This window comes from Sphingobium chlorophenolicum, from assembly GCF_000722875.1.
GTDB lineage: Bacteria > Pseudomonadota > Alphaproteobacteria > Sphingomonadales > Sphingomonadaceae > Sphingobium > Sphingobium chlorophenolicum.
Genome location: NZ_JFHR01000035.1, coordinates 22339 through 35202, shown reverse-complemented (window position 1 = coordinate 35202; position 12864 = coordinate 22339). Strand labels below are relative to the sequence as shown.

Annotated in this window: 14 protein-coding genes; 4 read left to right on the top strand and 10 right to left on the bottom strand. The window is 65.4% G+C overall.

Going from position 1 to position 12864, the window contains the following annotated elements; all coding sequences use genetic code 11:
* Nucleotides 1-3: 3 nt before the first annotated feature.
* The gene (ctrA, locus tag BV95_RS14615; protein WP_007688543.1) at nt 4-711 is read left to right on the top strand and encodes a response regulator transcription factor CtrA; all 708 of its coding nucleotides are present in this window, start codon (nt 4-6) and stop codon (nt 709-711) included.
* A 75-nt stretch (nt 712-786) separates the two neighbouring features.
* Here the strand turns inward: ctrA and BV95_RS14610 are convergent, their stop codons facing one another.
* The 3 genes from BV95_RS14610 to BV95_RS14600 all read right to left on the bottom strand — a co-directional run bounded on the left by BV95_RS14610 (nt 787) and on the right by BV95_RS14600 (nt 3520).
* Entirely contained in the window at nt 787-1206 is a 420-nt protein-coding gene (locus BV95_RS14610) for a PilZ domain-containing protein (protein ID WP_037453344.1), read from the bottom strand.
* Nucleotides 1207-1477: 271 nt separating this feature from the next.
* Nucleotides 1478-2125 (bottom strand): hypothetical protein, encoded by a 648-nt coding sequence (locus tag BV95_RS14605; RefSeq protein WP_037453341.1) that lies wholly within the window; start codon nt 2123-2125, stop codon nt 1478-1480.
* A 99-nt stretch (nt 2126-2224) separates the two neighbouring features.
* Nucleotides 2225-3520 (bottom strand): S8 family serine peptidase, encoded by a 1296-nt coding sequence (locus tag BV95_RS14600; RefSeq protein WP_037453338.1) that lies wholly within the window; start codon nt 3518-3520, stop codon nt 2225-2227.
* Nucleotides 3521-3611: 91 nt separating this feature from the next.
* Between BV95_RS14600 and BV95_RS14595 the strand changes: the two genes are divergently transcribed.
* A complete protein-coding gene (locus tag BV95_RS14595; protein ID WP_013846235.1) occupies nt 3612-4100 on the top strand; it encodes an RNA polymerase sigma factor in 489 nt (162 codons plus the stop codon).
* The gene (locus tag BV95_RS14590) at nt 4097-4789 is read left to right on the top strand and encodes an anti-sigma factor family protein (RefSeq protein WP_037453335.1); all 693 of its coding nucleotides are present in this window, start codon (nt 4097-4099) and stop codon (nt 4787-4789) included. Before BV95_RS14595 ends, BV95_RS14590 begins: the two co-directional genes overlap by 4 nt.
* 114 nt (nt 4790-4903) lie before the next feature.
* On the opposite strand, the gene BV95_RS14585 is transcribed toward BV95_RS14590, so the two are convergent.
* The 6 genes from BV95_RS14585 to BV95_RS14560 all read right to left on the bottom strand — a co-directional run bounded on the left by BV95_RS14585 (nt 4904) and on the right by BV95_RS14560 (nt 10794).
* The gene (locus BV95_RS14585; RefSeq protein ID WP_037453333.1) at nt 4904-7690 is read right to left on the bottom strand and encodes a TonB-dependent receptor plug domain-containing protein; all 2787 of its coding nucleotides are present in this window, start codon (nt 7688-7690) and stop codon (nt 4904-4906) included.
* 121 nt (nt 7691-7811) lie between these two features.
* Entirely contained in the window at nt 7812-8576 is a 765-nt protein-coding gene (locus BV95_RS14580; RefSeq protein WP_037453332.1) for a metallophosphoesterase, read from the bottom strand.
* 21 nt (nt 8577-8597) lie between these two features.
* Nucleotides 8598-9152 (bottom strand): dCTP deaminase, encoded by a 555-nt coding sequence (gene dcd / locus BV95_RS14575; RefSeq protein ID WP_037453329.1) that lies wholly within the window; start codon nt 9150-9152, stop codon nt 8598-8600.
* 6 nt (nt 9153-9158) lie between these two features.
* Nucleotides 9159-9617, bottom strand: coding sequence for a cytidine deaminase (locus BV95_RS14570; protein ID WP_037453327.1), 459 nt, complete (start codon nt 9615-9617; stop codon nt 9159-9161).
* Entirely contained in the window at nt 9614-10264 is a 651-nt protein-coding gene (locus tag BV95_RS14565; protein WP_409372084.1) for a glycoside hydrolase family 25 protein, read from the bottom strand. The genes BV95_RS14570 and BV95_RS14565 overlap by 4 nt, the downstream gene beginning before the upstream one ends.
* A gap of 47 nt (nt 10265-10311) precedes the next feature.
* Nucleotides 10312-10794 carry a UPF0262 family protein gene (locus BV95_RS14560; protein ID WP_037453322.1) on the bottom strand — a complete coding sequence of 161 codons (483 nt, stop codon included), beginning with the start codon at nt 10792-10794 and terminating at the stop codon, nt 10312-10314.
* 135 nt (nt 10795-10929) lie between these two features.
* On the opposite strand from BV95_RS14560, the gene BV95_RS14555 reads away from it, so the two are divergent.
* A complete protein-coding gene (locus tag BV95_RS14555; RefSeq protein WP_013846243.1) occupies nt 10930-12411 on the top strand; it encodes a replicative DNA helicase in 1482 nt (493 codons plus the stop codon).
* Nucleotides 12412-12468: 57 nt separating this feature from the next.
* On the opposite strand, the gene BV95_RS14550 is transcribed toward BV95_RS14555, so the two are convergent.
* The gene (locus tag BV95_RS14550; protein ID WP_037453319.1) at nt 12469-12858 is read right to left on the bottom strand and encodes an MAPEG family protein; all 390 of its coding nucleotides are present in this window, start codon (nt 12856-12858) and stop codon (nt 12469-12471) included.
* Between the last annotated feature and the right edge of the window lie 6 nt (nt 12859-12864).

Below are 12864 nucleotides of genomic sequence, written 5' to 3'. Positions count from 1 at the left end.
CACATGCGCGTGCTGCTAATCGAAGACGAACCGACCACCGCGAAGGCGATCGAGCTGATGCTCACGACCGAGGGGTTCAACGTCTATACGACCGACCTTGGCGAAGAGGGTCTCGACCTCGGCAAGCTCTATGATTACGACATCATCTGCCTGGACCTGAACCTGCCGGACATGCACGGTTACGACGTGCTCAAGAAGCTCCGCGCGGCAAAGGTGCAGACCCCGGTGCTGATCCTGTCCGGCGTGGCGGAGATGGACAGCAAGGTCCGCTCCTTCGGCTTCGGCGCGGACGATTATGTGACAAAGCCCTTCCATCGCGAGGAACTGATCGCCCGCATCCACGCGGTCGTCCGCCGTTCGAAGGGCCATTCGCAGTCGGTCATCCGCACCGGCAAGCTGGCGGTGAACCTGGACGCCAAGACCGTGGAAGTGGACGGCAACCGCGTCCACCTGACCGGCAAGGAATATGCGATGCTGGAGCTGCTTTCGCTCCGCAAGGGCACGACCTTGACCAAGGAAATGTTCCTGAACCACCTTTATGGCGGCATGGACGAACCGGAACTCAAGATCATCGACGTCTTCATCTGCAAGCTGCGCAAGAAACTGGCGCTGGCCTGCAATGGCGAAAATTACATCGAGACCGTCTGGGGCCGCGGCTATGTGCTGCGCGATCCGGATGAAGCGGAAGAATTCGCCACCAAGGTCGCCTGACGCGTCCGACAGGGGAATAGAAAGGCCGACGATCCGCAAGGGATTGTCGGCCTTTTCCGTTCTGGATTTCGGAGATCAATCCAGCTTGAAATGCGTGTCCAGGCCCGGCGACCGGGTTCTGAAACCCGGCCTTTTCGTTTCGACCGCAGGCCGGAAGTTGGCGGGAACCTGATAGGCCGTTTCAACCGGCCGTTCGACCGGGGCGGGGCTTTTCACATTGGCGGGATCGATCGAGGCGCCGAGCCGCACGCCGAAGGCCTGACCCCTGCGCCAGGCGATGCTCCCTTCGGCGGGCGCGCAGTCGGGCAGGGTGATGACCACGCGGTCGCCCAGCGCCAGATCCAGTTCGCATCGCCCGCCAATGCCCAGTTCCGAAACGTCGCGCACCAATATGTCGATTTCGCCATGGCGCGGATGGCGCATGCGCGCCTTCAGCAACCGCCGCCGCCGTTCATATTGACGCTTCGACACGAATTCGGGATCGGAATCGGGCATGAATGTCCCGCTAATTTCCTTTTTCGGCGTCCTGACGACCCCAATTGCGACCACATTCCATTCGGGCGTCCACCCGGCGGCATGTCTATAACTTTGGTTTACCCTCTTTGCCATGGGATGGGAAGTTGGATGATCATAATCCAATTGAATCAATCGCTTCACGGCGCGACGGGAAAGGCCGGCCATCCCGATGGGGGAAGGCCGGCCTTTCGATCAGGCAGTGGGGCGGAAGGGATCGGCTGAAAGCCGGGTGGGGAACCGCCCCGACGGATTATTCAGTCGCCTGATCCGAAGAGGAGGAACCGCTCGATCCGGAGGCCTGGCCGTTGCCCGAAAGCTGACCGCTGGCGTTGATCGATGCTGCGCCGTTCGCTTTATTGGCGATGCCGCTTGCGGTCCCGGCTGCACTGCCCGCAGCGTTCGCGGCATGATCCTGGGCCGCGCTGGCCGCAGCCCCGGCACGGTCGCGGGTGTTGGCGACGGCCGTAGAGGCCCGATCCCGCGCCGTTCCGACCGTGCTGCCCGCCTGATCGCGCAGGCCGCCCACGGCGTTGGTCACATCGCTGGTGCCCAGCGTATCGGCGGTCAGGCTACCGCTGGCAGAACCGCTAGCGGAGCCGGATGCGCTGCCGCCATGATTCTTGCCGTGGCGGCTGACCGATCCGGTGGCGGAACCGTTGCCGCTGCCACGGCCCGAACCGCTGGCGCCGACGCGGCCATTTTCCAGGTCGATGCTGCGGTCGAGGCCGACGCCACCCGATCCGCTAAGCGTGCCGCCCAGCGATCCGCCGACGCCGCCCAACGTGCCGCCCAGACCGCCGCCCAGCATGCCGCCGCCACCGCCCAGCAACTGGGCCGATGCGGGCGCCGCCGTCATGGCGGCAAGGGCGGCGGTGGCGAGAAGGAACTTCACTTTCATCGATCGTCTCCTTGTTCATTGTCGATCCGATGAAGGGACAACGGGAGAGGGATCGAATTTAATCCAGATCGAGCGAAAAAAATCACAATATATTGAAATTCAATCAATATTTCTGCATTCGCCGCAGATCACCGGCGGCCCGGACCCGCGCTTCGCCTCTGCGCGCAGGGCGTTGACGCTGCCCGTGGCGAACAGCCGCCCGGCCACCAGCGGCGCCGCGAAGGACGTGCCGCGCACCTTGCCCTTGCCGCCATCGGGCCGCGCCGCATTCATGTCCGCCCCCGGCGCGGCGAAGTCCACATGGCGGGCGCGTCCCGCTTCGGGCAGGGTGCGGCCGCGCCCGTCTATGCCGGTGACGGCGATCACCTCGGCATAGGAGGCGGGATAGGCCGGGGGCGCCGCCGGTCCGTCATTGCCGACCGCCGCGACGACGGTGACGCCCTTTTCCCGCGCCAGCCGGATCGCGCCCGCCAGCAACGGATTGTCAGGCCCCACCAGGCTGACCGTCACCACGCTGGCCCCACGCGCCGCCATCCAGCCCAGCGCCCTCGCAATCGCAAAGGCGCCGCCGCCCGCCGGATCGTCGCCATAGACGTCGGCCACCAGCAGCGGCGCGCCCGGCGCCGCGCCGCGCACGCTGCCCGTCCCGCTGATGAGCGACGCCACCGCCGTTCCATGCGCGCTTGCGCGGGGTGCGCCACGGGCGAAGCCCTGCTGTGCCACCGGGCCGCTGAGCGCCGGGTGACGCGCCACCCCGCCGTCGATCAGCCCCGCCGCCTTGCCCCGCACCGGTCCCGATTCGGCCAGCGCCACCGCCGTCATTCCGATCGACGGGCCGCTGGGGAAATAGAGATTGTCGGCGCTCGCCTGCGCTTCGGGAGCGATCGATCGCACATGCTTCAGGGCGCGGGGCAGGCTGCGGCCCTTCGGCACGGTCAGCCGCGTGACGCTCATGTCCAGTCCCTCGACTGACGCATCCTCCACCCCATATCCGGCGGAGCGCAGCGCCTCGATGCTCCTGGCTTCCGCTCCAGTCAGCAATATGACGCCGCGCCGCGCCGGTTCGCGCCGGTCGTCCAGCTCCACCGAATCCGCATGACGCCGCAGCAGGTCGCCGATCCGCGCCGCGCGCGCAGCCGACAACCGGTCGGCCAGCCGGGCGGGCGACAGCCGGTCCAGACCCGCCTGGTCCAGCCCTCCTTCCACCCGGTCCAGCACGCCGGGCACGACGCCGCCCACCTGCCCCAGCGCATTGCCGGGGCCAGGGAGCAATTGCGCCTGAGCGCCCGGTGCGGTCAGCAGCAGGCCGGCGACGATCCATGGGCGCGCGAATTTCATCTCCACCTCTCTATCACCGGCGCGTCTTCCGGTCCTTTCGTTCTCAAAATGATTCATCGTGAAAAAATTTCCGATACAAGATTCGTCCACAGGGATGAAACGGCGGCCGCCGGTCGTTTCATCCGTGAAGGACAGAAATGGAGACCCGATGTCGTTCGAAAGCGATCTGTTGGCGATCCTGCCCCGGCTGCGCCGCTTTGCCGCCAGCCTTTCGCGGGACCGCGCCGATGCGGACGATCTCTGCCAGGCGGCGCTGGAAAAGGCGCTCAGGGCGCGCGATCAATGGCAACCGGGGACGAGACTGGATAGCTGGATGTATCGGATCATGCGCAATCTCTGGATCGATGAGGGCCGCTCGCGCCAGCGCGCCGCCCGGACCTTTGCGCCCGAAGAGGCGGGCGAACATGTCGGCCATGCTGGCGACCGCGACGTGGAGGCGCATGTCATGCTGTCGGATGTGGACCGCGCCATGCATGCCCTGCCCGACGAACAGCGGGAGGCCATTGCCCTCGTGCTGGTCGAGGGGCTGTCCTACAAGGAAGCGGCCGACGTGCTGGGCGTGCCGATGGGGACGCTGACGTCGCGGCTGGTGCGCGGGCGCGGCGCGCTGATCGAATTATTGGGGGAAGCGGCATGACCGACATCGATGAAGCCATGCTGATCGCCTGGGTCGACGGCGAACTGGACGAAGTCACGCGGCGGCGTGTCGACCGGGCCATAGCGGAAGACCCGGCGCTGGCCGAACGGCTGGAGAGGCATGTCCGCCTGCGGGACCGGCTGTCGGGCCATTACGCCCCGGTCGCGGCGGAACCGGTGCCCGCCGGGATGCAGGCGCTGCTGACCGAAAGCGCGAAGGTCGTCCCGCTGGCCCGCCCTGCATCGCGGTGGCGTCACTGGGGCACCGGCGGCGCCATTGCCGCCAGCCTTCTGCTGGGACTGGGCATCGGCCATTGGTCGGGCGGGCCGGAGGGTCCGGTCGCCGTCCGCAATGGCGCCATGGTGGCGCAGGGGACGTTGGCGACCGCGCTCGACACGCAACTGGCGTCCGCGCAGGATGGCTCGCCTGTCCGCATCGGCCTCAGCTTCCAGCGCAAGGGCGGCGGCTGGTGCCGCAGTTTCGAAGGGCAGGCGGTTTCAGGCGTGGCCTGCCGCGAAGGAGAAAAGTGGCAGGTGCAGCAACTGGTTGCGGGCGCAGGGCAGGACACGGATTATCGCCAGGCCTCATCCGGCGATGCGCGCATCATGGCGACGGTCGACGCGCTGATCGACGGCCCCCCGCTGAACGCCGCGCAGGAGGCGGCCGCGAAGGATGCGGGATGGCGTTGAGATAGCGGCGGTATCGGTTATCCAATTCCTCCCCATCGACAGATGGGGAGGGGGACCAGCCGCAGGCTGATGGAGGGGAAAATGCGCAGGTCGCGCCATTTCCCTCCACTTCCATCAAAATTCGAAATTCAACCGGCCGTAATAAAAGCCCCCGCTCGTCCCATAAGGCGAATATGGGTTGTAAAGCGAGAAGCCGTTGCCCTGCAACGAAGGCAGCAATTTGTCGGGATAGCGGTTGAACAGATTATTCGCGCCCGCGGTCAGCCTGATGCCCTTGCGCAAATCCACCCCCGCTTCCAGGTCGACGATGATCTTCGGATCGATTGCCGCGTCCAGCGAAGGGGTGGTCGGATGGACCATCGTCACCTTGCCATAACGGGTGGCGCGCAGGTTCAGGCTGGCCGGTCCCCTGGTCCAGAGCATGTTGGCGATGAACTTGTCGCGTGGCGTGCCCTTGGTGAAATCCCCCCTCTTCGCCCGGCCGATCAGCATCAGCCCGGAATCGGCCAACACGGACGGCACGGCGTCGACATGGGTGAAGACGGTCTTGTTGAAATTGGCGGACAGGCTGAACAGCGCATGGCCCAGTTGGCCCAGGTCGGCGCGCCACGTGCTGACCACGTCCAGCCCCCGCGTCCGCGTATCGGCCGCGTTGGAAAAGTAAAATCCGCCCGCCGATGAAGTGATGCCCGCCGCCGCCAGCACGCCGCGCACCAGCGGCCCTTGCAGGGTTTCGGAGAGCAGGATGCGATCCTTGATCCTGATCTGATAGGCATCCACCGTGATGTTCAGGCGCGGCGTGGGCGTCAGGACGATGCCAGCGGACAGATTCCGCGATTTCTCCGGCTTCAGCGGTGTCGCGCCCAGCGCCAAGGCGGCGGCGGAATCCACCGGCAACGCCGATACGGGCAGCAGCACGCCGCCGACATTGATCGTGCTGGCGGAGGAATAATGCTGCTGTTGCAGCGTCGGCGCGCGAAAGCCGGTGCTGGCCGTGCCGCGCAGCGCCAGCCCGCGCACCGGCTCGATGCGCAGCGACGCCTTGCCGGTGTCGGTGGTGCCGAAGTCGGAATAATCCTCATGCCGTCCCGCCAGCGCGACCTCGAACCCTTCCACCACCTGCTGTTCCAGGTTCAGATAGGCGCTCATATTGTCGCGGTGCCATTTCCCGGCGGAGGAGAGAGGAAAGCCAGTCACGCCCTGCGATCCGGATGTGCGCAGCACGCCCGCATTGGGGCCGCCGCTCGAGCGGTAGCCGCCATCGATATAGGATTCGGGGTCTCCCGCGCCGATGGCATAGCCGTTCCAGCGATATTCCGCGCCCAGCGCCACCAGCAGCGGTTCGGCCAGCCCCATATCGACCGTTTTCCGAAGGTCCAGATTGGTCGTCCATTCCTTCGACGTGACGGAACCGATATGCATGTCGGTCGGACTCGCCGGGCCGAGCGAGGCGTTCAGGACCGAATTTTCGCGATATTTCACCCAGTCGCGGGAAAAGCTGCTCGACAGGTCATAGTGGAAACTGTCGGACAGATCGCCGCGCAGACCTGCCGACGCCTGAAAATCCTCGTCATAGATATGGAGATGGGGGCTGTAGCCGTTGGGGAATAGTTCCGGGATATTGTTCGGCGCGTCGGGAAAGCGATAGGTCAGCCAGGCATCGCTATGCCGCCGCGACGCGGTGCCGAACAGGTAGAATTCGACCATGTCGTTCACCGGCAGCGACATGTCATAGGCGAAGTTGACGCCGGAAACCTGCGGCTGGCCGCCCCTGTTGACGTTGCGGTCCACGGTCGCCTCGCGCGGGTCAAGCATGCCGGTCGCGGAGGAATAGAGTTGGCCCACCCGCGCAAAAAACTGGCCGGGATTGGGCGCGCTGCGATAGGTGCGTCCCTGGAGATAGGCGTCCAGCGTGAAATGCACATGACCGCCATCGCCTATGCCGAAGCCCTTGCTGATCTGGAACCGGCCCTGCTCGCCGCCGCCGTCAGCCGTCGCGCCGCCCACGAAGGATGCCGTGCCGCTGGCGTCGTCCTTCAGCAGGATGTTGACGACGCCCGCGATCGCGTCCGACCCATATTGGGCCGATGCGCCGTCGCGCAGCACCTCTATCCGCTCGATGGCGGAGGAGGGGATGAGGTCCAGATCCGGCGGCGACTGGCCGTTCTGGGTCGTGCCGTTGATGAAGAGGGTCGCCGTATTGTGCCGCCGCTTGCCGTTCACCAGCACCAGCAGATGGTCCCCCGCCAGCCCGCGCAACGAAAGCGTCTTGACCGCGAAGCTGGCCCCCGCGCCGCTGTTCGACACGTTGATCGACGGCACCAGAGTCCCCAGCAGGTCGCGAACCGACTGCTTGCCGCTGGCTTCCAGATCCCTGGCGCTCAGCACGTCGATGGGGGCCAGGCTTTCCGCGACGGTGCGGGTGGTCTGGCGGGTGCCGGTGACGATGATCGGGGCCGCCGCCTCCTCCGCTTCGGTTCCCGGCGTCATGGAGACGGGGGCCGCCCCCCCGGCCGCGCCGACCTGGGCGAACTGGACCGCCAGCGGGCTGCGGCGGGTGGCGCTGCGACTGGCGGGGATGATAAGGGCGACGACGCCCACGCCCGCCGCGCTATGCTTGAACGCGGTTCCGGCCAGCAACCGGTCCAGCGCGTCGTCGGTGGACAGCCAGCCCTGCACGCGACGGCTGCGGATGGAGGCCACCTCATCATAGGGGAACAGGATGCGCACCCCCGATTGCGCCGATAGCTTGCGCAGGGCGCTGCTCAGCGGCTGCGGCGCGATGTCGAACTTGTGGCGCTGCGATAGCGTCGTGTCGGCCTTCGACGCCGCCAGCAACTGCACGGGCGACCCAAGACAGGCGGCAAGTGCGAGTCCCGCCAGCGCATGGCGAATAGGCATCGATCATTCCCCAGTGGCGGACGGCATCTTCTGCCGTTCCGATCCTCGAACGAAGAAAGGGGCGCCGATCCGCCATCGCTCTGTCGGCAGCGGATGGAAAAGACCGCGCCGTTACGCCGGATCAGGCGCCGGTTTGCAGAAACCAGCGCCGGTCCGCCTCCAGCCCCATCGCCGTCAGCCGGCCGCTGCGGAAGGCGCCGGTGTCGATGCCGATCCGGTTGGGCTGGACGTCCACATCCTCGCTGATGCTGTGGCCATGGACGATCATCTTGTCGAAGGGCCGGCGGTGTTTCAGGAAATCGCCCCTGATCCAGCGCAGATCGGCGGCAGTCTGCGCGTCCAGCGCGATGCGCGGCCGCACCCCGGCATGCACGAACAGATAGTCGCCCACCGGCAGCATGTCCGGAAAATCGTCCAGAAAATCGATGGGATCGCGGGGGATATGGGCCAGCATCCATTGCGCCAGCGCCTCGTCGCTCATGGTCGCGCCCGCATCGGGGCACAGGCCGTAGCTGGCCAGCGTCTCCACCCCGCCCAGACGCCGGAAATATCGCGCCGCCTGCGCCCCGCCCCGCGCCGCGGCGATGAACATTTCCTCATGATTGCCCTTGATGAAGCGGACATGCTGGCCTGATCGGGCCAGTTCCATCGCCCGTTCGACCACCTGCGCCGATTGCGGCCCGCGGTCCACCAGATCGCCCAGCAGGATCAGCAGCCGGGGCAGGGGAGGACGACCGGCTTCGTCCTGCGCGATCCTGTCCAGCAATTGCGCGAACAGATCGTCCCGGCCATGAATGTCGCCGATGGCATAGACGCGCACATCTTCGCCCACGCTGGGGGCAGGCGCATCCTCAGGCGCTTTCCGGCGGCGGAAGGGCAACATCATGTCCGCCACTCTCGCACGGCGTCAAAGGCGCGGCAATGTGACGCCCTGCTGCCCCATATATTTGCCTGCGCGGTCGGCATAGCTGGTCTCGCACGGCTCGTTCCCCTGGAGGAACAGGAACTGGCACGCGCCTTCATTGGCGTAGATTTTGGCGGGCAGCGGCGTGGTGTTGGAAAATTCCAGCGTCACATGGCCTTCCCAGCCCGGCTCCAGCGGCGTCACGTTCACGATGATGCCGCACCGTGCATAGGTCGACTTGCCCAGGCAGATGACCAGCACGTCGCGGGGCACCCGGAAATATTCCACCGTCCGCGCCAGCGCGAAGCTGTTGGGCGGGATGATGCAGCAGTCGGTCTTGCGGTCGACGAAGCTGTTCGCCGCGAAATCCTTGGGGTCGACCACGGCGCTGTCGACATTGGTGAAGATCTTGAACTCGTCCGCCACCCGCGCATCATAGCCGTAGGAAGACAGGCCATAGCTGATGCAGCCGTCGCGCCGCTGGCTCTCCACGAACGGTTCGATCATGCCGTTGGTCTGGGCCTGTTCGCGAATCCATTTATCCGACAATATCGACATGGCTGTTCAGCTCTTTCTTGGGGTGAGGCCCAGATCGGCGGGACCAAAGGCATGGGGCAAGAGTTCGGCGACGCTATGTTCGACCACCGCGCCCCCATCCGGCGCCGCGCAATAGATGGAGAGCGTCCGCCCGGCCATCTGCTCGGCTTCGTTCATGATCTGGCGGCACCGGCCGCAGGGCGTGACGACGGCGCTTCCCGCGATGGAGCCGTCCGGGCGTATCGCGCCGCCGACGACCGCAATCGCCTCCACATCGGAAAAGCGGCCCTGCGCGTTGACCGTCGCCAGCGCCACCGTTTCGGCGCAGAGCGACAGGCCATAGCTCGCATTCTCGAAATTGCAGCCGGTGACGATCTGCCCGTCGGTCAACCGCACCGCGGCCCCGACGGCGAAGCGGCTATAGGGCGCATGGGCGTTCGCCATCGCCCCCCGCGCCGCCTCTATCAATTCTTCCGTTCCGCTCATCGCGGCATAACATCCCATTTCACCGGACCGTCGATGCCGTCGATATGCCGCATATCGCTGGCTGTCCACATCACCCATTTGCGCTTTCCGCTATCGGGCGGAAAGAAGTTGCGGTCCAGCCACAATGTCCGGTTGATCCCGGAGGCGATGCCATATTGCGCATCGAAATCGTCGCTGACGTTCAGGACCACCGGCGTGCCGGAATGGCTTTCGATCAGGTTGATCAGCGTGTTCAGTTCGGACAACACCGCGTCCTGCCCCGGCCGGGCATGGCATCCCGGCTCGAACCCCAGCCGGATCACCGGGGGCAGGGCGGCATTGTCGCGGGGCACCATGGTCATGAAGCCGGTCGCCTGATCGCTGGCCTTCGCACACAGGCTGAAATCGAGCGACGCGCCGTAGCGCATTCCCGCCGCCCGCGCCGCCGCCCAATTGGCCTCGAACGCCGGATCGCGGAACCGCCCGCCGCTTGCGGCGCGGATATAGGCGAAATCCGCCCCCTGCGCCGCCAGCGTGCCCCATTCGATGGGTCCGTTGTCGGACGATATGGAGACGCCCTGGGTCGGAAATTCGTCGCGGCTCGGCGCCCAGTCGCGGGCATAGAGCCACGCACCCAGGACCAGCAGCCCCAGAATCGCGAAAACCACGCAAAAACGAGCCAGCAACTGGCCGGCACTGACGATACGGATGCCCCTTACCCCTTGATGTGCAGGACGCAGATCAGCGTGAAGAGGCGACGGGCCGTATCGAAGTCGACCTTGATCTTGCCCTCCAGCCGCTCGATCAGCGTCTCGGCGGCGGCATTGTGGATGCCGCGGCGCGCCATGTCCACCGTTTCGATCTGCTGGGGCGAGGCATTGCTGATCGCCTGATAATAGCTGTCGCAGATTGCGAAATAATCCCGGATCGGGCGGCGGAACCGGCCCAGCCCCAGGATGATCGCCTCCAGCGGATCGCCATTTTCCCGCCTGATCTCTATGACCAGCCGCCCCTCCTCGACGCGCAGATGCACCCTGTACGGCCCGTCATAGCCGTCCTCATGGTGACGCTGGGGCTGGAAATGATTATCCTCCAGCAGGTCGAAGATGGCGATGCGCCGTTCCTGCTCGACATCGGCGTTGCGCCAGAGGATCGTCCGCTCGTCGAGCGTGATATCGATGATGCGCGGGTCGGCCATGGACGCTATGGTCAGTGCGGCGGCGCACGGGGAAATGCAACCGGGAAAAGCGGCGGGGACTCTTGTCCACAGCTTTTCCGAATGGTTTCAACCTTCCGCCTTGCAAGGGACCATGCGCGGCGCGATGAGGGGGCGATGGTTGAACTGGTCCAGATGAACGACAGCGCCGAAACCGGCGTCACTGAACTTCCCCGCAATGTGGAGGCGGAGGCCGCGCTGCTCGGCGCGCTGATGATCGACAACCGCATCGCCGAAGACGTGCAGTTGAGGCTGAAGCCCGAACATTTCTTCGAACCGCTGCACGGCCGCATCTACGAAGCCGTGATGAAGCTGGTCGAACGCGACATGGTCGCGAACCCGGTGACGTTGAAGCCGATGCTGGAGCAAGACCCGGCGCTCAAGGAACTGGGCGGTGTCGGCTATCTGGCGCAATTGACGGGCAATGGCGCGGCGCTGCTGGGGGCGCGGGACTTCGCGACGCAGATTTACGATCTGGCGCTGTTGCGGCAGCTTGTGCATGTCGGCCGGGAACTGGTCGAAAATGCGCTGGACACCAGCGAGGACGTCAACCCCCGCGAGCAGATCGAGCAGGCCGAAGTCGCGCTGTACAAAGTGTCGGAAGGGGAGGGCGAAAGCGGCTCGGTGAAGAGCTTCGCCACCGCCACCACCATGGCGGTGCAGGTGGCTGAACGCGCCCTCAACAGCGGCGGCCATGTTTCGGGCATCACTACCGGCATCAACAGCCTGAACGAGAAGATCGGCGGCATGCACAATTCCGACCTGATGATCCTTGCGGGTCGTCCGGGCATGGGAAAGACCTCGCTGGCCACCAACATCGCCTATAATGCGGCCTCGCGCTGGCTGCGCGACAATGCAGACGGCATTCCGCCCGAAAAGAATATGGGCGCGAAGACCGCTTTCTTCAGCCTGGAAATGTCCGCCGACCAGCTCGCCACCCGCGTGCTGGCCGAACAGTCGGGCATCAGCGGCGAAGCGCTGCGCATGGGCAAGATCAGCCGCGCCGATTTCCAGAACCTCTCCCGCGCTGCGCGGGAATTGCAGGAACTGCCGCTCTTCATCGACGATACGCCCGGCCTGACCATTGCCGCGCTGCGCACCCGCGCCCGCCGGTTGAAGCGGCGGCACGACATCGGTTTCGTCGTGGTCGACTATCTCCAATTGCTCCAGGGCACGGGGAAGGGCGACAACCGCGTCAACGAAATTTCGGAGATTTCCCGTGGTCTCAAGACCTTGGCGAAGGAACTGAATTGCCCGGTGCTGGCGCTGTCGCAGCTAAGCCGCGCCGTCGAGCAGCGCGAGGACAAGCGGCCGCAGCTTTCCGACCTGCGTGAATCAGGCTCGATCGAGCAGGATGCGGACATGGTCTGGTTCGTCTTCCGCGAGGATTATTATGTCGCCGCCAAGGAGCCGGGGAACAAGGAAAGCCCGGAGCATCTGGAATGGGCGCAGGAGATGGAGCGCATCTACGGCCTGGCAGAAGTGATCGTGGCCAAGCAGCGCCATGGCTCCACCGGCCGCATCCGCATGAAGTTCGACGCGAAGATCACCCGCTTCTCCGACCTCGCGGAGGGCAGCTATATGGAAGATTACGAATAAAGGCCCAGTCCAGACGTTTCAACTGGGCTCCTGCCTGCGCAGGAGCACGGTTCAGCTCTAGACAAACGCCTGGAAAACCAGCCCCAATCCCACCAGGCTCGCCAGATAGACCAATGTCCGCACCACGGGCACGCCCATGCCGTAAAGCGGGAGATATACCGCTCGCGCCCCCAGCCAGAGCCACCCGCCAAGCGCCGTCGTCCCGCTGGTCTTCCCGGCGATCACCACGCCCAGCAGCAGGATGATCGCAATCGGATAGGTTTCCAGGAAATTGGCCTGCGCCCGCACCAGCCGCCCGCCGACCGGATCGAGCGGCGGCAATTCCTCGTCCCGCGCCCCCATATTCCATTTGGCGCCATATTGGCGCGTCTTGATGTGCGCCGCCGCGAAGATGTGGACCAGCAACAGCACGCAACTCCACGCCAATATCTTCAGTTCGACGGCCATGTCGTC